Below are 17,214 nucleotides of genomic sequence, written 5' to 3' on the forward strand. Positions count from 1 at the left end.
GAGCCCGGGCAGGGCCTGGTCAGCGGCCGGTCTGGCGCATCAGCAGATCGCGCAGCGCGCGGGCGTGGCGACGGCTCACGGCGAGCTCCGCAGTGCCGATGCGCACACTCATGCTGCCCGCGTCGAGTCGGAGTTCGTCGATCCGCCCCAGCGCGACGAGATGGCGGCGGTGGATGCGTACGAAGCCGCGCGAGCGCCAGCGTTCCTCCAGGGTGGTGAGGGGGACGCGGACGAGGTGGCTGCCGTTGTCGGTGTGCAGCCGGGCGTAGTCGCCCTGGGCCTCGGCGTAGGCGATGTCGCCGATCGGGATGAACCGGATCACTCCGCCGAGCTCCACCGGTATCTGGTCGTTCGCGGTGTCGAGTGCGGGTGCGGAGCGGTCGCCGACCTGTTCGGCCACGCGTCGTACCGCTTCGGCGAGGCGTTCGCGGCGTACCGGCTTGAGGACGTAGTCGACGGCTTTCAGGTCGAAGGCATGGACGGCGAAGCCCTCGTGTGCGGTGACGAAGACGATGAGCGGGGGCGCGGCGAATCCGGCCAGCAGCTGGGCGACGTCGAGACCGGTGAGGCCCGCCATGTGGATGTCGAGGAAGACGACGTCGATGGCGGACGGGTCGTCGGGGCCCGCCTCGACGGCGCTGCCGATGCGGCGCAGCGCCTCGGTGGCTCCGGTGGCGCCCTCGGCGCTGCGGATGCGGGGATCGGCGCGCAGGAGGTAGAGGAGTTCCTCCAGGGCGGGTTCTTCGTCGTCGACGGCGAGTACGCGCAGCATGGGCGGAGTGTAGAACGTGCGTGGGGGTGCCGGGCCGGAGTGCGGGGCACCCGCCGGACCGGGCTACTTGAGCAGTCGGGACAGGCGGCGGTCGGCCAGCGGTTTGCCGCCGGTCTGGCAGGTGGGGCAGTACTGGAGCGAGGAGTCGCTGAACGACACCTCGCGGATGGTGTCGCCGCAGACGGGGCACGCCTCGCCGGTGCGTCCATGGACGCGCATCCCGCTCTTCTTCTCGGCCTTGAGCTCTCCGGCCCGCAGTCCGCTGGAACGGGCGACCGCGTCGCGGAGTGTGGTGCGCAGCGCGGTGTGCAGCCGGCTGATCTGGTCGTCGGTGAGGTTCGCGGTGAGCAGATACGGCGACATCTTCGCCGCGTGCAGGATCTCGTCGCTGTAGGCGTTGCCGATGCCCGCGATCAGGGACTGGTCGCGCAGGGCGCCCTTGATCCGGCGGCGTTCCCCGGCGAGCAGCGCGGCGAACGCGTCCCGGTCGAAGGAATCGTCGAGGGGGTCGGGGCCGAGTCGGGCGATGCCGGGCACCTCGGCCGGTTCGTGCACCAGGTATACGGCGAGGCGTTTGGCGGTGCCCGCCTCGGTGAGGTCGAAGCCGTCGCCGCCGGTGAGTACGGTGCGCAACGCCAGGGGTCCCTTGCCGGGGCGCGGCGGCGCCGCGGGGAAACCGTCCTTCCAGCGCAGCCAGCCGGCCCGGGCGAGGTGGGTGATCAGGTGGAGCTGCCCGGCGGCGATGTCCAGGAACTTGCCGTGCCGGGCGATGGCCGTGACCGTGGTGCCGTGCAGCGCGGTGAGGGGCGGGTCGTACGTCTTGAGGACACTGACGGTCAGTGGCAGGACGCGGTCGATCTCCCTGCCGACGAGGTGGTCGTCGAGGAAGACCCGCAGGGCTTCGACTTCCGGCAGTTCGGGCATGGTTCCAGACTGCCGGAAGCGTCGGCCGGCCGCCTGTCAGAGGCCGTACACGCGCTCGGCCGTGGCGGCGAGGACGCGGTGCCGCTCGTCCTCGGTGAGGGCGTCTGTCAGGGTGCGTGCCGTGTCGACGACCTCCCGGTACGTGGCGGCGAGCCGGCACACCGGCCAGTCCGAGCCGAACATCAGCCGGTCGGGCCCGAAGGCGTCGAGGACGGTGTCGGCATAGGGGCGCAGATCACTCACGGTCCAGGAGTGCACATCGGCCTCGGTGACCAGGCCGGAGAGTTTGCACACGGTGTTGGGGCGGGCGGCCAGGGCTCGGAGGTCGTCGGCCCAGGGGTGCAGTTCGCCGGTGGCGACGGGCGGCTTGCCGGCATGGTCGAGTACGAAGGTCAGCCCGGGCAGCAGGGCGGCGGCCTCGATGGTGGCGGGCAACTGGTGGGCCTGGACGACGAGGTCGTAGACGAGCCCTGCGTCGGCGACGGCTCGCAGTCCGCGCCGGACGTCGGGGCGCAGCAGCCACTGGGGATCGGGTTCACCCTGGACCTGGTGGCGGATACCGACGAGCCGGTCGCCGCCCGGGAGTTCACGCAGCGCGGCAAGGGTGTCGGCGACGTCCGGCGCCGTGAGGTCGCACCAGCCGACGACGCCCGCGACGAGGTCGTTGTCGTGGGCGAGGGCCAGGAACTCGGGCGTCTCGTCCGGGACGGTGACGGTCTGGACGAGGACGGTGGCACACACCCCGACGGCGCGCGCCTCGGGCTCCAGGTCGGCGAGGGTGAACGTACGCCGGAGCGGGGCGAGTGCGTCGCCGGTGATCCAGTCCTGGTCGCGCACCGACAGGTCCCACACGTGGTGGTGGGCGTCGACGATCCGTTGCTGACCGGTCATGTCACAGCTCCCAGGCAACCGGGAGACCGGCTTCGGCGCCGTCCGACGAGTAGTCGTGCGCGACATCGAGGAGCTCGTCCATCCTCGCCTGCCAGGCGACGTTGACGGGGAGTCTCTCCAGTTCGGCGAGGAGTGCGGCGTAGTCCTCGCAGTCGATGACGTGGAAGAGATCGGTGCCGCTGCGCCAGATCGTCCAGGACGTGGCGCCCGCTGCCCGGATCGCGGTGGTCAGCTCCGCGGGGACTTCGCGGTGCGCGGCCTCGTACTCCTCGATGCGGTCCGCGCGGACCTTGGTGTGCAGGGCGATTCTCATGTCAGTGTCCGTCCTCGGTCAGCAGGCCCTCGGCGCGCAGGTCTTCCCAGAGGGCGTCCGGGATCTCGCGGCGGAGCAGGGCGGCGGCGTCGCGCACCTCGTCCGGGGAGCGGGTGCCGACGAGCACTCCGGCGACGGCCGGGTGCGCGAGCGGGTAGTGGAGGGCCGCGGCCCGCAGCGGGACGCCGTGGCCCTCGGTTACGGCCTTGATGCGCAGCGCCCGGTCCAGGAGTGCCAGGGGCGCGGCCGTGTAGTCGTATGTGGCACCGGGGCGCGGGTCGGCGAGCAGCCCGGAGTTGAAGACCCCGCCGACGACGACGCTGCGGCCGCGGGCGGCCGCCTCGGGCAGCAGTTCGGTCAGGGCGGACTGGTCGAGGAGGGTGTATCGGCCCGCGCAGAGCACGACGTCGGCATCGGTGTCGCGCACGAAGCGGGTGAGCATCGCGGTCTGGTTCATGCCCGCGCCTATCGCGCCGATGACACCCTGTGCACGCAGCTTCTCCAGTTCGGGGTATGCCTCGTGGAACGCCGCCTCCGCGTGGTCGTCCGGGTCGTGCAGGTACGCGATGTCGAGGCGGTCGAGGCCGAGCCGTTCCAGGCTGTCCTCGATGCTGCGGCGTACGCCTTCGGCGCTGAAGTCCCACCGGCGGCGGTGCGTGGCCCGTACGGCGAAGCCCTCGGAGAGACCGTCGGACATGTGCTCGCAGGCCGTACCGGTGTCGGCGGGCAGCGGGTCGAGCACCCGTCCCACCTTGGTGGACAGCACATACGAGTCGCGGGGTCTGGCGCGCAGGGCCTCGCCGAGCCGTCGTTCGGAGAGGCCGAGTCCGTAGTGCGGCGCGGTGTCGAAGTAGCGGACGCCCTCGTCCCATGCGGCGTCGACGGCGGCCGCCGCCTGCGCGGGGTCGACGGCGGCGAAGAGATTGCCGATGGCAGCCGCTCCGAAGGACAGCTCGGTGATCTCGACCGCGCTGCTTCCCAGCCTGTTGCGCCGCATGCTTCCGCCGCCCTCCCCGGTGATCGCTTCCTGCACACAGCGAATATTCATCGGATCACTTGGACGCGTCAACACCTCAGACGCCATGATCCGCAGCACATTCCCAGAAATCTGTCCGATCTATGGCCGATCTGGGCGCAGGCCGTTCATCGAGCGGGCAGCAGGGCGAGCAGCTGCGCCACCTCGTCGTCGGCGCAGCCCGCCAGCCGCTCCAGATCGGGCAGCGCCTTGCCGTCGGCCACCAGCCCGACCTGCACCCGGCCGCCGTATGTGGACAGGGCGATGGCCAGGGACTGGCCGCGGGCCAGCGGCGCCATGGGGTAGACGGCGCGCAGCGGGCAACCGCCGAGCGAGAGCGCCGAACGCGGCAGGGGCACGCTGGTGACCAGGACGTCGAAGAGCATCCTGGCCGCGTTCCCGGCGATCGGTGCGCCGAAGCGGTGGGCCAGCGAGGGCAGTTGATCGGCGAGTACGGCCACCGCGCCGGCGCCGCGGAAGGGTCCCGCAGCCTTGTTGCGGTCCATGGCCGTGCGGACGGTACGGAGCCGCTTCCACGGGTCGGGCTCGGAGACGGGCAGCCCGAGCAGATAGGCGGAGAGCTTGTTCCCGCTCGCGGCGGCCTGGCCCGGTCTGCGGCGGGAGACCGGCACCAGGGCGCGCGGGTCCTCGGCGGGCAGCGGTTCGCCGCGCTCCAGCATCCAGCGGCGCAACGCCCCCGCGACGACTGCGAGCAGGACATCGTTGGTCGTGCCTCCGGCGGCCCGCCGGATGCGCTGGACGGCGTCGAGGTCCAGGTCCGCGGTGACCAGCCGCCGGGTGCCGCTGGAGCTCGCGGTGAGTGCGGGCGCGCCGCGCAGGTCGAGGCGACTGGCCCGCACCATGGAGGCACCAACCCCGAACGCCCGTCCGAGATCCTCGATCCGGCCCAGCGCGAGGCCGGCGACCTGGCGCGGGCCCGGCATCCAGGAGCGGGGCGGAACCGTGCGCGCCCGGCGGGCGGACATGCCGCTGTGGGCACGTCCGGCGGCGGAGGCGATCTCGTCGAAGATCCCGGCTCCGATGGCGACTGCGCGCATTCCGTCGGCGAGCGCATGGTGGAGCTTGACGAGCACCGCGAAGGGGCCGCCCGCGGCGCCGCCGATCACATACATCTGCCAGGGCGGCAGACCCCGTTCGAGGGGCCGCTCCATCAGTTCACCCGCGAGCCGGGTGGCGCCCGCCATGAATCCGCCGTCCTCACCCCGCGACTCAGCCTCGGTCAGTTGCACCCGCTCGATGTGCCGGTGCACATCGAAGTCCTTGTCCACGAACCAGGCCGCACCGCCGACCGGCAGCAGTACGTCCCTGACCCGCATCCGCAGCCGGGGAATCGCGGCGGCACGGATGCCCAGCAGCTCCAGCACGGCCTCCGGGCCGACGCTGTGCGCCGGGTCGGGCGGAGGGGAGAAGACGGCGAGCGCGCCGAGGTGCATGGGGTGGGCATCGGATTCGAGGTGCCAGAAGGCCAGATCGAGAGGTGCCAGTAGCTCAGTGCCCAACGGGTCCTCATGTCATCGAAGACAAAGACTGACGGAGTCGCAGTCAATCGTTCGCGGTCGGTTACGGTCAAGCACAGACATGTTACGTTCTGTTACTGTCGGGTAGTAGTCAACATCGCCGTCATTCGCGTTCCGGAATGACGAATTCGCACCACACGCACTTGCCGCTGCCCCGCGACTCCACACCCCACAGGTCCGCCAGCCGGTCCACCAGCATCAGCCCTCGCCCGGACACCCCGGCCTGCCCCGCGTCCCGGCGCCGGGGCAGCGCGCTGGAACGGTCCTCGACGTCGACCCGCAGCCGCCGCTCGGGCCCGGTGAGCACCCGGATCGTGACGATCGCCCCGCCGTCGGTGTGCATCAGCGCGTTGGTGACCAGCTCGTCGGCGGCCAGCTCGACCTCGTCGGCCCGCGCCCTGGCACCCCAGGCCCGCACCGCGGCACGGATCATGTGCCGCGCGGAGCTCAGCGCCTCCGGGTCGCCCTGTGCGACATGCTGCTGGAGCCGGCCGCCCGGCCGGGGTGCGTGAGCGGCCTGCCGGCGCAGCAGCAGGACCGCCACATCGTCCTCGCCGCCACGCTCGTCGACCTCTTCGCAGAGCTGGTCGGCCAGCCGCTGGAGGCCCTGCGGACCGTTGCGCACCATGGACGCCAGCAGCTGCATGCCCTCGTCGAGATCGGCTCCGGGCAGCTCCACCAGACCGTCGGTGAACAGCACCAGCGTCTGACCGGGGTCCAGCTCGACCGTGCTGACCGGGTATTCGAGCCGCCCGAACTCGGCCGACAGCCCCAGCGGCAGCCCGCCCTCCACGGGCAGCCTGCGGCAGCTGCCGTCGGTGTCGCGCACCAGCGGATCGACATGACCGGCCCGGACCAGCTGCACCACTCCCGTTGTCAGGTCGGCCTCGGCGTAGGAGCAGGTCGCGAAGCGGTCGGTGTCCAGCTCATGAAGGAACACCGAGGCCCGGGCCATCACAGTGGCGGGGCTGTGCCCTTCCGCCGCGTAGGCGCGCAGCACGATGCGCAGCTGCCCCATGACAGCCGCGGCATGCGTGTCGTGGCCCTGCACGTCCCCGATAACGGCCCCGACCCGGCCGCCGGGCAGCGGGATGACGTCGTACCAGTCGCCCCCGATGTCCCGGCCCAGCCGGGCCGACCGATACCGAACGGCGACCTGCGCGCCCGGCACGTCCGGGATCCGGCGCGGCAGCATGGCCTGCTGCAGGCCCTCGGCGAGATCGTGCTCCTGCTCGTACAGCATGGCCCGCTGCAGACTCTGGGCGATGGAGCTGCCGAGAGCGACGAGCAGGTTGCGTTCGTCGCCGGTGAAGCCGTCCTTCTCGCTGTAGAGCAGTCCGAGTGCGCCGATGGGCCGGGCCTGGGCGATCAGCGGCAGATAGGCGGCGGACGTGATGCCGAGGTGGCTGATGTGGGGCCACAGAATCGGGTACGAGGTGGCGAAATCCGTGGCGGACTCGATGAACCGGGGCGAGAGCGTAGTCACCACTTCGCTCATCGGGTACGGCTCGTCCGTCCGGGTGTAACGGGTACCGGGTACGAAGGAGCCGTCCGGGCCGTCCGCCACCAGATGGATGCGTCCCGCCTCGATCAGGCCCACGACCAGGCTGGTCGCACCGAGATGCGCCAGGCCCTGCGAGTTCTTCAGCACGTCGATGACGTCCCGGACCGTCCGGGCGTGGGCCAGCGCGGCCGTGGTGCCCTCCACCAGGCTGGTGCGGCGCTGCCGCTCCATGTCCAGTTCGCGGCGGGCGGTGGAGTCGGCCAGCTCCTGGGTGGCGTCCCGGACGATGCCGATGATGCGATGGGGGCGGCCGGTCTCGTCGCGCTGGATGAAGCCCTGGGTATGGGTCCAGCGCAGAGTGCCGTCACGCCTCAGGATCCTGAAATACGCGCCGTAATTTCTCTGCCCGCCCTTGAGGGCCTGCGCGACCATCGCGTCGAGCCGGACACCCTCGTCCGGCGGCACCCGCGGCGCGAGCGACTCCGGCCGGTCGTCGTATTCCTCGGCCCGCAGGTCGAACACATCGAGTGCGGGCCGGTCCATGTGCATGAGGCCACTGTCGAGGTCCCAGTCGAAACTGCCCATACGGTTCAGGGCGAGGCTGAGATCCGGGTGGGCGGGCCAATCGTCCGGGAGTGACAGGGCACCCGCTACCCGATCATCCATGCGGGTCACTCTGTCATCATTTGTCCAATTCTTCGAGCGAACCCCGAACCGGCGGGGAATCCGGTGTCGCACAGTCGGGGCACCTTCCCGCCCTCCCGCCGGCACCGGGCTGCAGCGCCCTGGACCGCCCCGAAAGGTGCCCGCCCAGAGGCCGCAGGTCAACAGCGGATACCGTGTCCCGTGGAGCACGGTAAGCCCATCCTTACTTCTACCCTGCGCCGCACTGCCCGCGTCAGCCCGTTCTAAGGACCTGCACTCCATGACCCGCCCCGTCCGCGTCGCCATAGTCGGAGCCGGCCCCGCCGGAATCTACGCAGCGGACGCGCTGCTGAAATCCGAGGCCGCTCAGGACCCGGGTGTTTCGATCGACCTGTTCGAACGGATGCCCGCCCCCTTCGGCCTGATCCGCTACGGAGTGGCCCCCGACCACCCGCGGATCAAGGGCATCGTCCAGGCACTGCACCAGGTGCTCGACAAGCCGCAGTTGCGACTGTTCGGCAACGTCGACTACCCCGCCGACATCGACCTGGACGATCTCCGGTCCTTCTACGACGCGGTGATCTTCTCCACCGGCGCCGACGCGGACCGCGCGCTCGACATCCCCGGCGGCTCCCTGGACGGTTCCCACGGCGCGGCCGACTTCGTCTCCTGGTACGACGGACACCCCGATGTGGCCCGCACCTGGCCCCTGGATGCGGAGAAGGTAGCCGTGCTCGGGGTGGGCAATGTGGCGCTGGACGTGGCACGCATGCTCGCCAAGACGGCGGACGAACTGCTGCCGACCGAGATACCCGCGAACGTCTACGAAGGCCTCAAGGCCAACAAGGCCCTGGAAGTACACGTCTTCGGGCGCCGCGGTCCCGCGCAGGCCAAGTTCAGCCCGATGGAGCTCCGGGAGCTGGACCACTCACCGAACATCGAGGTCATCGTCAACCCCGAGGACATCGAGTACGACGCGGGCTCGATCGAGACCCGGCGCGGCAACAAGCAGGCCAACATGGTCGCCTCCACGCTGGAGAACTGGGCCATCCGCGACGTGGGCGACCGGCCGCACAAGCTGTTCCTGCACTTCTTCGAGTCCCCGGCCGAGATACTCGGCGAGGACGGCCGGGTCGTCGGTCTGCGTACCGAACGGACCGAGCTGGACGGCACCGGGAACGTCAAGGGCACCGGACGCTTCACGGACTGGGACGTACAGAGCGTCTACCGCGCGGTCGGCTACTACTCGCAGGAGCTCCCGAAGCTCCCGTTCGACGTGGCCTCCGGCACCGTCCCGCACGCCGCAGGGCGTGTCGTCGAGGGCGAGGAGCCCATGCCGTCGGTGTACGTCACGGGGTGGATCAAGCGCGGCCCGATCGGTCTGATCGGCCACACCAAGGGCGATGCCAACGAAACGGTCGCCTGCCTCCTGGACGACCATGCCACCGGCCGCCTGGCCACCCCGGCACAGCCCGATCCGGAGGCCGTAACGGCCTTCCTGGAGGAGCGCGGCGTCCGCTACACCACCCGCGAGGGCTGGTACCGCCTGGACACGCACGAGCAGGCACTGGGCACGGAGCAGGGACGCGAGAGGATCAAGGTCGTGGAGCGCGACGCCATGCTGGACGCTTCCGAGCCCCGCTCCTGAAGTACGCGCCGCCCTTCCGGTCGGCCGCCGTCGGCGGCCGACCGGAAGGGCGGATCCGTTCACCTCGACAGAGCTGCCCGGCTCGTGATTGGCTCAACGGCCCTGCAGCGCCCTGACGTTGTCCCCGAATACCCACCCCTTCGAACCGTCCCAGTTCAGCGACCAGGTCATCAGGCCCTTGAGACTGCTGCCGTAGTGGTTCCACGCCTGCGACACCTGACCCGGCGTCATATAGCCACCACCAGCGCCTGGTTGGGCAGGGAGTCCAGGTACCTGCTTGTCGTAGGGGACCTTGATCGTGGCGCCCTGGATGACAAGGCCCTTGTTCAGACAGTCCGTCTGCGCGGTGAATCCTTCGACCGTGCCGGCGGAGTACGAGTCGCCCGCGCACCCGTACATGCTGCCGTTGTAGTACTGCATGTTCAGCCACCACAGGCGGCCGTTGTCCGCGTACTTCTTCACCATGGGCAGGTAGGCGCCCCAGATCGAGCCGTGCGTGATGCTCCCACCGGTTACATAGGCCGTCTCCGGCGCCATCGTCAGGCCGGAGTTCGAGGACATCCGGGCGAGCACACCGTCGATGATGCGGATGAGGTTGGCCTGCGAGGTCGACAACTGGCTGATGTCGCCACTGCCGGTCAGGCCGGTCTCGATATCGATGTCGATGCCGTCGAAGTTGTACTCCTTCAGGATCGGCACGACCGTGTCGACAAACCGGTCGGCGACGGCACTGGAGCCGAGGTCGATACCGGCGGTCGCACCGCCGATGGACATGAGGGTGGTGAGTCCGGCGTCCTTCGCCTCGCACATCTCGGCCGGGGTCGGGACCTTCACCGTCGAGTCCATCCCGTCCTCCCACAGGACGGTGCCGTCCGGGAGGATGACGGGGAAGGCCGCATTGATCACGTTGTAGCCGTGACCCATGATGCGGCTGTCGGTGACCGGAATCCAACCGAGTGGCGGGTGCACGCCGTTGGACGCGCCGTCCCAGTTCTCCCAGTACCCCTGGAGCACCTTGCCCGAGGGCTTCGACTTGACCGCGCACGTGTCCTCCTGCGCGACGCTCGGCGTTGCGCCGACCAGCATCTGCACGACACAGGCCGCCGCGAGGCCGAGCCCCAGCAGGCGCGATGTCCGACCGATCATGTTCAGTTCCCTTCCCGGACGAATCGGATGATGACGGTCATGCCCCTGACAAGCATCTCGACAAGCGTTCCCCGCACGGCTCCGCGCGCCACGATGCGCCCAACGCAAGTTGGTCCAGACCTTTCATCAATGGGTCTGGACCAAGGGCGGATACCGATAACCGGAGGCCGGTTGTAGGCGGAAGTTGACTTAGCTTAGGCTTACCTAAATCCTCGCGGTTCGCGCGGATCCAACTGCTCTGCCCGCCAACCCATGAGGAACATCCATGTCCCGGTTCACCCGCGTGCGTCGCCGGACGCTCGCCGCAACTGCCACCGCCGCAGCGTTCGTTCTCGTCCTCGGTGGTTGTTCGTCGAGCGACGACGCCAAGGAGACCTCCGGCGCATCCGGGAAGAGCAACGGAGCGTTCCCCGTCTCGATCAAGAGCGCGCTCGGCACGGCCGAGATCAAGGAACAGCCCGAACGGATCGTCACCCTCGGCCAGGGCTCGGCCGAGACCGCCATCGCGCTCGGCCACACCCCGGTGGGCATGGAGAAGTACGAGTGGGGCAGCGACAAGACCGGCTATCTGCCCTGGATCCACCAGGCGGTGAAGAAGTCCGGCGACAAGCTGCCGACCCAGTTCACGGGTGGTGAGGACATCGACTTCGAGGCCATCACCGAGCTGGAGCCGGATGTCATCCTCGCGCCGTGGTCCGGGATCACGCAGAAGGATTACGACATCCTCAAGGACATCGCCCCCACCGTCGCCTACCCCGATCTGGCGTGGAGCACGGACTGGGACCAGCAGATCGACATCATCGGCAAGGCGCTGGGACAGACGGACGAGGCGAAGGGCCTCGTCTCGAAGATCGAGAAGCAGCTGTCCGACGCGGCGGCGACCCGGCCGAACTACAAGAACTACAAGTTCTCGTACATCTACAACACCGGTCCCGGCACCCTCGGCGTGTTCAAGCCCGAGGAGCAGCGCGTCAAGATGCTCTCCTCGCTCGGTCTCACCGTCGACCCGGTGGTGAACACCTTCAAGGAGACCAAGGGCACCGACTCGGCGCTCATCGGTCTGGAGAACGCCGAGAAGCTGAAGGACAGCGATCTGCTCTTCACCTTCTACATGGATGACAAGTCCCGCAAGGAGATCGAGGCTCAGCCGCTGTACGCGGCGATGCCCGCAGTCAAGAGCGGCGCCATGGTGTACAGCAAGGACAACTCCTTCGTCACCGCCTCCTCGATCATCAACCCGCTCACCGTGCCGTGGGTGATCGACCGATACCTGCCGCTGATCGACAAGGCCATCAAGGCCGCCGACAACGGCTGAGGCCGGCCACCGCCCACATGGCCACCACCACGCATGCACCGCCGAGTGGTGCCGGCACCTCACGGACCGGCACCGCTCGGCGGGTGTATTCCCTCGTCATCGCACTCGTCGTTCTCGTGCTCGCCGTGTTCGCGAGCGTCATGTTCGGCAGCCGGACCACCTCGTTCAGCGATGTGCTGCACGTCCTGTCCGGCACCGCCGATCCGAATGTCACCACCATCATCGAAAGCCGCTGTCCGAGGACCGCGCTCGGTGTACTCGCCGGTCTCTGTCTTGCCGTCGCGGGCACACTCATGCAGGGCGTGACCCGTAATCCGCTGGCCGATCCCGGCCTCCTGGGGATCAACGCGGGCGCCTCGGCGAGCGTCGTCGCCGCGACGGCCTTCCTGGGGGCGTCGGGCAGTACGGACACCATGTGGTGGGCGCTGCCCGGCGCGCTGATTGCCGGTCTGCTCGTCCATGCGATCGGATCGGCGGGTTCGGGCAGCGGACTGGTGCGGCTCGTGCTCGCCGGTGCGGTGCTCTCCGCCGTGCTGATGGCGTTCATCCAGGCGGTGACCCTGAGCCGGCCGCAGGTGTTCGACAGCTACCGGTACTGGGTCGTCGGCGCGCTCGGCGGCAGGGACTTCGACGTCTTCCTGTCGGTTCTGCCGTTCGCTGTGGTCGGCCTGGTGATAGCCGCAGTGCTGGGGCCCGGCCTCAACACACTCGCACTCGGTGACTCGACCGCGGCGTCCCTCGGGGCGAATCCGGCCCTCGTCCGGGCGGGCGGGCTGCTCTCGGCCACGCTGCTGAGCGCCGCGGCAACTGCGGCGGTCGGCCCGATCGCCTTCGTCGGCCTGGCCGTTCCGCATGTGGTGCGGGCCCTGGTCGGTGTCGACTTCCGTATGCAGATCCTTTTCTCGGCGCTGGCCGGTCCCTCGCTGCTGCTCCTCGCGGATGTCGTGGGGCGGGTGGTCATGCGCCCGCAGGAACTGATGGTCGGTGTCGTGACAGCGTTCATCGGAGCGCCCGCACTGCTCATTGCCGTACGCAGGATGAGGGGCAACGCATGACGTCGCATCAGGCCGGATCCCGTACCGCCTCGCCCAGGGGGTTCCTGACGATCGGCAGGACGGTGGCGTTGCCGTTCCGGCGGGTGTCCGTGCTGACGGCACTCGTGCTGTTCGTGCTGCTCGTGGTGGCCGCCGTCGCCACGCTGTCGCTCGGGCGGCTGGGCATTCCGCTCACGGATCTCACCGGGGCGGTGACGGGCGGGGCCGAGGGCAGACACGCGTTCGTCCTGGAACGCCTGCGCGGCCCGCGTCTGGTGGTCGCCATGGGCACCGGCGGAGCCCTCGGTCTTTCCGGGGCACTGTTCCAGTCAGTCACCCGCAATCCGCTCGGCAGCCCGGATGTGATCGGGCTGGCGTCCGGCGCGGGCGCCGGCGCCGCGATCAGCGCGCTGATGTTCCCGGACACCGTGCCGGTGGCCCTCGGGGCACTGCTCGGTGCCGTCCTCGCCATGGTGCTGGTGTATGTGTCGACCGGCACCGGGTTCCGTAACCCCGCACGGCTCGTCATCGCCGGGATCGGCGTCGCCGCGATCGGCACGGCGGTCACCCAGTACGTCGTCTACGCCATGGAGCGGGACCGGGCCGCCGTCCTCACCGCCTACGTCAACGGCAGCCTGTCGGCGCGGTCCTGGGACGACGCCACCACGATCTGGCTGGTGCTGCTGATCGTGGCCCCGCTCACCGCCCTGATCGCACGCCGGCTGGACATCGGGGAGATGGGCGACGACATCGCGGGCGCACTCGGGTCCGAGCCCCGCAGCACGAAGACGATCGCCATCGTGCTGGCGATCGTGCTCTCGGCGGGCGCCGTCAGTGTCGCCGGGCCCATCGCGTTCATCTCGCTGACGGCCCCGCAGATCGCCAAGCGGATCACCCGGGTCTCCGGCCCGCACTTGTTGCTGTCGGCGCTGACGGGCGCACTGCTGCTGGTGATCGCGGATCTCTGCGCCCAGCAACTGCCGCTGTTCGAGAACCTGCCCGTCGGTATCTACACGATGGCCATCGGGGGGGTGTACCTCGGCTGGCTGCTGGTACGGGAGTGGCGCCGGGGAGTGCTGTGAGGCCCTTCGAGGGCTGTCACTCGCCGCTGGAGTAGGCATGCGGCGCAACGGACACGCCCTCACGGACGGCCCGTTCGCCGTCCTCTCCGGCCGCCGGATCCGGGTCACCCGGTCGTGACGAGGCCGACGCCGCGTCCGGGGTCGATCCGTACGCCGGGCATCCTGCCACCGTGACCGGACCCGGCCTCCCCCGACGCACCCCGCGGCTTCTCTTGAACACGTTCAAGAGAAGCCGTAGAGTCAACACCGAGCACACTTGAACACGTTCAAGTCGGGGGGTGGCCATGTCGGTACTGGTCGGTCTGATCGTCATGCTGGGCATGCTGGTGGTGGTTCCGGCGGGGCTCCGGCTGACCGGTGCACCCGAACTGGACCGGGTGCGCCGTCTGTGGCCGCTCTTCGCCGTGCCAGGCGCCGTCGCACTCTGGCTGCCGCGCGGCGGGCCCGCCGCCATCCTGGCGGCCTGCTACGCGCTCGGTGCCGTACTCCTCGCCATGCACGCCCCGCCACGGCTGCTCCGAAACCTCGCAGCGCCCGAAACCTCCGCCGTGGCGCCCGCCGAGATCGCCCTGCTCACCGCCCTGGTCACCCCTTCGATCGCCGCCATCGCGCTGGTCGCCGAACGCTCGGGGCACACATTCCTCGGCTTCGGGCTCGGCATCCTGGCACTGACCGTGCCGCACTTCCACTTCGCCGGATTCGCCGCCGCGCTGGTCTCGGGGCTCGTCTGCCGGACCGCCGACAGCGCCGCAGGAAGGTTCGCTGCGCTGAGCGTTCCGCTGGGCACCCTGCTCGTCCTGATCGGATATTTCATCGGGGACCGGGCCGAGCTGGCCGGGGCAGTCGTTCTGACAGCGGGCATGTGGACCGTCGCCCTGCTCACCTGGCGATCGATCCGCGGCGGGCAACGGGACCGGATCACCCGGCTGCTGCTCGCCACCTCGTCCGCCGTGCTCGTGGTCACCATGGTGCTCGCGCTGAGCTGGGCACTGGGCGAGGCCACCGGGCTCCCTCACCCCACGCTGACGTGGATGGCCGCCACCCACGGTCTCGGCAACGCACTCGGCTTCGCACTCTGCTCCGTGCTTGCCTGGCGCAGGCTCCGGAACCACACCGTTCACGAGGACAGGACCACATGAGCACCTTCACCTACACCTACCCCGAGGTCGGAGCCACTCGCCTCGGCCCGCTCCCCGACGGCTACAACCACCTCCACCACCGGACCCGGGTCGGGCGCGGCCGCGCCGACTTCGAGACAGCGGGCGCGGCGGTCACCGAATGGCGCATGCATCGCAGCAGCGGAGCCGGGGTCCGCGCGTCGGCGGCCCGCGCCGAGGCCGGGGTCTCAGTTCGGGTGTCGCTGGGCATCGGCCCGTTCCGGTTCACCGCACCCTGCCGGGTCGTCTGGGCCGCGTACGAGAAGGACCGCATCGGATTCGCCTACGGGACGCTGGTCCGGCACCCCGAGTGCGGCGAGGAGTCATTCGTGGTGGAGCTCGCGGACGACGGGGCGGTGTGGTTCGCCGTCATGGCGTTCAGCCGCCCGGCCGCCTGGCACACCCGGCTCGCGGGGCCCGTCGTACCGGTGATTCAGCGGTGGTATGCCCGCCGGCTCGGCAGCACGCTGCGCCGGATCGTCACCGAAGGCCGGCGCGCGCGGGTCTGAAGGCCGAGCCGCGTCACGGGACCGATACTGGAAACAATGGAGTGGTTCACCGCAGACGGGTACTGGCTCAGCCGGCTGATCTTCCAGCGGGCTCTGGCCGGCATCTATCTGGTCGCGTTTCTCACCGCCGCGCTCCAGTTCCGGGCGCTGATCGGCGAGCGCGGCATGCTGCCCGTACCGGATTTCCTGCGGCGTACGGACTGGCGCAGCACGCCCGGCCTCTTCCGGCTCCACTACTCCGACCGCTTCTTCGCTCTCGTCTGCTGGACCGGCTGCGCGCTCGCCGTCGCACTGATCGCGGGCCTGGACGCGTATGTTCCGCTCTGGGCCGCGATGGTTCTCTGGGCACTGCCGTGGGCGCTCTATCTGTCGATCGTCCAGGTCGGCCAGACCTGGTACGGCTTCGGCTGGGAGTCCCTGCTGCTGGAGACCGGCTTCCTCGCCGTCTTTCTCGGCAACGCGGACACGGCGCCGCCCGTGCTGGTGCTGTGGCTGCTGCGCTGGGTGCTGTTCCGGGTGGAGTTCGGCGCCGGGCTGATCAAGATCCGCGGCGACGAGTGCTGGCGCAACCTGACGTGTCTGTACTTCCACCACGAGACCCAGCCGATGCCGGGCCCGCTGAGCTGGTTCTTCCACCGGCTGCCGAGGCCTGTCCACCGGGCCGAGGTGGCGGCCAACCATGTCACTCAACTCCTGGTGCCGGTACTCCTCTTCACTCCGCAGCCGGTGGCGAGTGCGGCCGCGGGGCTGATGATCGTCACCCAGCTGTGGCTGGTCGTCTCGGGGAACTTCGCCTGGCTGAACTGGGTGACGATCACTCTCGCCCTGTCCGCCGTCGACTGGTCCCTGTTCACCGAACCGCCCGCGCAGTCCGCGCCGCCGCTCTGGTACGAGACCGTCGTCATCGCGGTCACCGCGCTGGTCGTGTTCCTCAGCTACCGCCCGGCGCGCAATCTGGTCTCCCGCCGCCAGGTGATGAACCGCTCCTTCGACCCACTGCATCTGGTCAATACCTACGGCGCGTTCGGCAGCATCAGCCGGGTCCGGCTGGAGGTGGTGGTCGAGGGCACCGACGAGCAGGAACTCCACGACGGAACGGTCTGGCAGGAGTACGGCTTCCGCGGCAAGCCGGGCGATCCGCGCCGCCTGCCCCGCCAGTTCGCCCCGTACCATCTGCGGCTCGACTGGCTGATGTGGTTCGCTGCGCTCTCCCCCGCGTACGCGGGCCCCTGGTTCGGCCAGTTCGTGGAGCGGCTGCTGGAGAACGACCGGGACACGCTGCGGCTGCTGCGTCACAACCCGTTCCCTCAGGCCCCGCCCACGCATGTCCGCGCCAGGCTGTACCACTACCGGTACACGACCTGGCGCGAACTGCGGGCCACGGGACGCTGGTGGCACCGCACCTATGTGCGGGACTTCATGCCCCCCGTCTCGCTCGGTCCCTCCTGGCTCAGCCCGACCAGGCGATCTTGAACACCCAGGCGTGCTTCCCGGCCCTGCGGGCCGCCGCCGGTACGTCGATCACCAGCGAGCCTGACGTCGGCCCGTCGCCTGGGCATCGCAGCGGCTATCTGCTGCTCAGCGTCGGCGCGGGGGTCGGGCTCTCGTTCGCCGGGGCCGCTGTGGCGGACGCGGTCCGCTGACCGGCGGATGCCCCGGAGCGGCCGAACTCCGGCCCACCCCTCGCGGGGTTCGGGCCGGAGCTCGGATGTGCAGGTACG

The 17,214-nt window shown here is 69.8% G+C and carries 16 protein-coding genes; 8 read left to right on the forward strand and 8 right to left on the reverse strand.

The features are described from left to right. Window positions 1–19: 19 nt before the first annotated feature. The 7 genes from OG609_RS03460 to OG609_RS03490 form a co-directional block, all read right to left on the reverse strand. Window positions 20–772, reverse strand: a complete 753-nt coding sequence (locus OG609_RS03460; protein ID WP_327271385.1) for a LytR/AlgR family response regulator transcription factor — start codon at window positions 770–772, stop codon at window positions 20–22. Window positions 773–835: 63 nt separating this feature from the next. After that, a complete protein-coding gene (locus tag OG609_RS03465; RefSeq protein ID WP_327271386.1) occupies window positions 836–1,696 on the reverse strand; it encodes an Fpg/Nei family DNA glycosylase in 861 nt (286 codons plus the stop codon). 36 nt (window positions 1,697–1,732) lie between these two features. After that, the gene (locus tag OG609_RS03470; protein WP_327271387.1) at window positions 1,733–2,587 is read right to left on the reverse strand and encodes an amidohydrolase family protein; all 855 of its coding nucleotides are present in this window, start codon (window positions 2,585–2,587) and stop codon (window positions 1,733–1,735) included. 1 nt (window position 2,588) lies between these two features. Continuing rightward, window positions 2,589–2,900: an L-rhamnose mutarotase gene (locus tag OG609_RS03475; RefSeq protein ID WP_327271388.1), complete on the reverse strand. Its 312-nt coding sequence runs from the start codon at window positions 2,898–2,900 to the stop codon at window positions 2,589–2,591. 1 nt (window position 2,901) lies between these two features. Continuing rightward, a complete protein-coding gene (locus tag OG609_RS03480; protein ID WP_327271389.1) occupies window positions 2,902–3,897 on the reverse strand; it encodes an aldo/keto reductase in 996 nt (331 codons plus the stop codon). Between the two features lie 146 nt (window positions 3,898–4,043). After that, on the reverse strand, window positions 4,044–5,435 hold the full coding sequence (locus OG609_RS03485; RefSeq protein WP_327271390.1) for a wax ester/triacylglycerol synthase family O-acyltransferase: 1,392 nt from the start codon (window positions 5,433–5,435) through the stop codon (window positions 4,044–4,046). A 121-nt stretch (window positions 5,436–5,556) separates the two neighbouring features. After that, window positions 5,557–7,623 (reverse strand): SpoIIE family protein phosphatase, encoded by a 2,067-nt coding sequence (locus OG609_RS03490; protein WP_327271391.1) that lies wholly within the window; start codon window positions 7,621–7,623, stop codon window positions 5,557–5,559. A 259-nt stretch (window positions 7,624–7,882) separates the two neighbouring features. Here OG609_RS03490 and OG609_RS03495 point away from each other — a divergent pair, with 259 nt between their 5' ends. Then, window positions 7,883–9,250: an FAD-dependent oxidoreductase gene (locus tag OG609_RS03495; protein WP_327271392.1), complete on the forward strand. Its 1,368-nt coding sequence runs from the start codon at window positions 7,883–7,885 to the stop codon at window positions 9,248–9,250. A gap of 93 nt (window positions 9,251–9,343) precedes the next feature. On the opposite strand, the gene OG609_RS03500 is transcribed toward OG609_RS03495, so the two are convergent. After that, window positions 9,344–10,396, reverse strand: a complete 1,053-nt coding sequence (locus tag OG609_RS03500; protein WP_327271393.1) for a chitinase — start codon at window positions 10,394–10,396, stop codon at window positions 9,344–9,346. A gap of 265 nt (window positions 10,397–10,661) precedes the next feature. Here OG609_RS03500 and OG609_RS03505 point away from each other — a divergent pair, with 265 nt between their 5' ends. From OG609_RS03505 to OG609_RS03535, 7 genes are all read left to right on the forward strand, one after another. Further along, a complete protein-coding gene (locus OG609_RS03505) occupies window positions 10,662–11,711 on the forward strand; it encodes an iron-siderophore ABC transporter substrate-binding protein (RefSeq protein WP_327271394.1) in 1,050 nt (349 codons plus the stop codon). Window positions 11,712–11,728: 17 nt separating this feature from the next. After that, entirely contained in the window at window positions 11,729–12,766 is a 1,038-nt protein-coding gene (locus OG609_RS03510; protein WP_327271395.1) for a FecCD family ABC transporter permease, read from the forward strand. After that, window positions 12,763–13,827, forward strand: coding sequence for a FecCD family ABC transporter permease (locus OG609_RS03515; protein WP_327271396.1), 1,065 nt, complete (start codon window positions 12,763–12,765; stop codon window positions 13,825–13,827). Before OG609_RS03510 ends, OG609_RS03515 begins: the two co-directional genes overlap by 4 nt. A 284-nt stretch (window positions 13,828–14,111) precedes the next feature. Next, complete coding sequence (locus tag OG609_RS03520; RefSeq protein ID WP_327271397.1) at window positions 14,112–14,966, forward strand: YndJ family protein; 855 nt, start codon at window positions 14,112–14,114, stop codon at window positions 14,964–14,966. Continuing rightward, window positions 14,963–15,493: a DUF1990 family protein gene (locus tag OG609_RS03525; RefSeq protein ID WP_327271398.1), complete on the forward strand. Its 531-nt coding sequence runs from the start codon at window positions 14,963–14,965 to the stop codon at window positions 15,491–15,493. The genes OG609_RS03520 and OG609_RS03525 overlap by 4 nt, the downstream gene beginning before the upstream one ends. Before the next feature lie 36 nt (window positions 15,494–15,529). After that, complete coding sequence (locus OG609_RS03530) at window positions 15,530–16,966, forward strand: lipase maturation factor family protein (protein ID WP_327271399.1); 1,437 nt, start codon at window positions 15,530–15,532, stop codon at window positions 16,964–16,966. Continuing rightward, entirely contained in the window at window positions 16,963–17,136 is a 174-nt protein-coding gene (locus OG609_RS03535; RefSeq protein ID WP_327271400.1) for a hypothetical protein, read from the forward strand. Before OG609_RS03530 ends, OG609_RS03535 begins: the two co-directional genes overlap by 4 nt. Window positions 17,137–17,214 lie beyond the last annotated feature (78 nt).

The sequence above is a fragment of the Streptomyces sp. NBC_01224 genome (assembly GCF_036002945.1).
In the GTDB taxonomy this organism is placed as follows: domain Bacteria; phylum Actinomycetota; class Actinomycetes; order Streptomycetales; family Streptomycetaceae; genus Streptomyces.

Bases quoted from the DNA above. Each gene is read 5' to 3' on its own strand.
- OG609_RS03470 (WP_327271387.1), bottom strand. From the start codon at position 2,587: ATGACCGGTCAGCAACGGATCGTCGACGCCCACCACCACGTGTGGGAC.
- OG609_RS03510 (WP_327271395.1), top strand. From the start codon at position 11,729: ATGGCCACCACCACGCATGCACCGCCGAGTGGTGCCGGCACCTCACGG.
- OG609_RS03505 (WP_327271394.1), top strand. From the start codon at position 10,662: ATGTCCCGGTTCACCCGCGTGCGTCGCCGGACGCTCGCCGCAACTGCC.
- OG609_RS03520 (WP_327271397.1), top strand. From the start codon at position 14,112: ATGTCGGTACTGGTCGGTCTGATCGTCATGCTGGGCATGCTGGTGGTG.
- OG609_RS03530 (WP_327271399.1), top strand. From the start codon at position 15,530: ATGGAGTGGTTCACCGCAGACGGGTACTGGCTCAGCCGGCTGATCTTC.
- OG609_RS03465 (WP_327271386.1), bottom strand. From the start codon at position 1,696: ATGCCCGAACTGCCGGAAGTCGAAGCCCTGCGGGTCTTCCTCGACGAC.
- OG609_RS03495 (WP_327271392.1), top strand. From the start codon at position 7,883: ATGACCCGCCCCGTCCGCGTCGCCATAGTCGGAGCCGGCCCCGCCGGA.
- OG609_RS03525 (WP_327271398.1), top strand. From the start codon at position 14,963: ATGAGCACCTTCACCTACACCTACCCCGAGGTCGGAGCCACTCGCCTC.
- OG609_RS03490 (WP_327271391.1), bottom strand. From the start codon at position 7,623: ATGGATGATCGGGTAGCGGGTGCCCTGTCACTCCCGGACGATTGGCCC.
- OG609_RS03515 (WP_327271396.1), top strand. From the start codon at position 12,763: ATGACGTCGCATCAGGCCGGATCCCGTACCGCCTCGCCCAGGGGGTTC.
- OG609_RS03500 (WP_327271393.1), bottom strand. From the start codon at position 10,396: ATGATCGGTCGGACATCGCGCCTGCTGGGGCTCGGCCTCGCGGCGGCC.
- OG609_RS03475 (WP_327271388.1), bottom strand. From the start codon at position 2,900: ATGAGAATCGCCCTGCACACCAAGGTCCGCGCGGACCGCATCGAGGAG.
- OG609_RS03480 (WP_327271389.1), bottom strand. From the start codon at position 3,897: ATGCGGCGCAACAGGCTGGGAAGCAGCGCGGTCGAGATCACCGAGCTG.
- OG609_RS03460 (WP_327271385.1), bottom strand. From the start codon at position 772: ATGCTGCGCGTACTCGCCGTCGACGACGAAGAACCCGCCCTGGAGGAA.